This window comes from Sporomusa sp. (assembly GCF_057736855.1).
This window is the reverse complement of the sequence record NZ_JBYKYF010000448.1, coordinates 1-1,810: the sequence shown is the minus strand read 5'-3', so window position 1 is coordinate 1,810 and position 1,810 is coordinate 1. Positions and strand designations below refer to the sequence as shown.

Below are 1,810 nucleotides of genomic sequence, written 5' to 3'. Positions count from 1 at the left end.
CCCACTCAGACCTCTCGCTCTAATTAGCTAAATAATAACGTCCCCTTGTCCATAAATGTTGATAGGTGTACCCAAACGCTCTATCTCACTATTACAAAAGCTACATTGGCGATAGATAAAAATACTATCTTCTTTAGTATGTATCATCCTTCTTAGATTATATTTTAACACAGTTATATCTTCCTTGGTAATATATGTTTCAAAAATACTGTACTGAACATGAGTAGCATAACTTTTTAGTAAATTAAAAATTTTACTGCGTCGGCGATCATCTTTAATATCATATGCAATAACGTAATGCTCCATATCCGTGTCACCTCACTATAAAGGGTATATATTTTTTGTATTCGCCCTGAAGAACTTTTGCAAAAATCCGAGCCTGCAGTTCAATTGTTCTTCTGTAGGAAAGTTTGTACCCAAATACAGGATGTGTTATTTCTTCATTGATTCGATTACGGTATGCCTGAAAAAAAGCCTTTCTCCCGCTTTCTTTAAGTATGCAACTATTACCGTTCATCACAAAGTCTTCCGGGCTGACCATATGAGTATTGATAGCGTTAATTACTGCCGAATCTACAATAATCGGTCTAAACTCTTCAATCAAGTCTAAAGCCAATGCTGGACGTCCATATATTGGACTATGTAAAAAGCCTAAATATGGGTCTAACCCTATTTTGGTAATTTCATTAATTATATCTTTGGTCAGCATGGCATAACCAAACGATAACATTGCATTCACTGGATCTTGGGGAGGCCTTCGATTGCGGTTAACAAAAGTAAAACCTTCTTGACGAATTATGTATGAAAAGCAGTCAAAGTAGACGCGAGTTGCCATTCCTTCAATTCCCATTAGTTCATTTAAGCTTTTTTGCACTGTTATTTTTTTTATGAATCTCGCCATAGACGCCACACTTGTACTGATATGGTCATTTTTCCTGGTGCGATTGTAACGCATAAGCATAGTTCGGCAATTTGCTATCTTTCCGTAAACAAAAGCCTTAGCAAACTCTAATTTCCGTTCGCCTTCATCAAAAGCTCGATACTGCGCAATCCGGAGTAGCGAATTTTTGTTCCATGTTGGATGCAACCATCCGGAAAGACCGCCGTTATTGGAACAAAAATATGCCGGAATACCACGTTTCAGTAATTCATCCAATAATGGTACAGTAGTATTGACTTGACCAACCATAACCACTTGATCAATTGAATTGAGTGGTACTTCCTGAATTATTTCTTTATCTTTGATTACACTTATGCATCCTTCTTTTTTCCTTACATAGGATCCCTGTACATCAATATAAAGTACCCTTCCCAAGTTAGCACTAGAGATAACTTTACGTGGTTTATCCCCTTTGCCTGTGAGATAGGCTGATTCTTCAGGCAGACAGCGAGATTGAAGACTACATTCCTTACAGCGATGATCATTTACGGGTTCTGGAATAGATCCATCACTTATTATTGCGCGAGCTTGTCTTATAGCTTCTAATGCAATATCGCGAAGATCATCCGTAATTATTACCTGACGCCGTTTGGCCGATTCCACATAGTATATGTACCCTATAGAAATATTGGTGTCTAGATATTCTTCAAGCAAGAAAGTTTGAAGACAAAGCTGAACATCGTCATTAAGGTTATGACGTAAACGTCCTTTTTTATACTCGATAGGATAGTAACTACCATCGCCTTCTTCAATAGTATCTAAAATTCCTGTTATCCCATAGTAATCAGAGGATAACGAGATTCGCCTAATCTGATACCGGGTTCCTCGATCTCGTTTCAAACGAGTCTCACGTATTTCCTCTTGCAATTT

Annotated in this window: 2 protein-coding genes; both read right to left on the bottom strand. The window is 37.6% G+C overall.

Annotation, left to right across the window (positions count from 1 at the left end; translation table 11 throughout):
- Positions 1-27: 27 nt before the first annotated feature.
- Entirely contained in the window at positions 28-306 is a 279-nt protein-coding gene (gene cas2 / locus AC29Z1_RS17485; protein WP_488272720.1) for a CRISPR-associated endonuclease Cas2, read from the bottom strand.
- A gap of 7 nt (positions 307-313) precedes the next feature.
- On the bottom strand, positions 314-1,810 hold a 1,497-nt coding region (gene cas4g/cas1g / locus AC29Z1_RS17480), incomplete at its 5' end, for a CRISPR-associated endonuclease Cas4g/Cas1g (protein ID WP_488272719.1).

What these genes read in the sequence shown, in the direction of transcription:
- cas2 (WP_488272720.1), bottom strand. Translation starts at nt 306, where the DNA reads ATGGAGCATTACGTTATTGCATATGATATTAAAGATGATCGCCGACGC.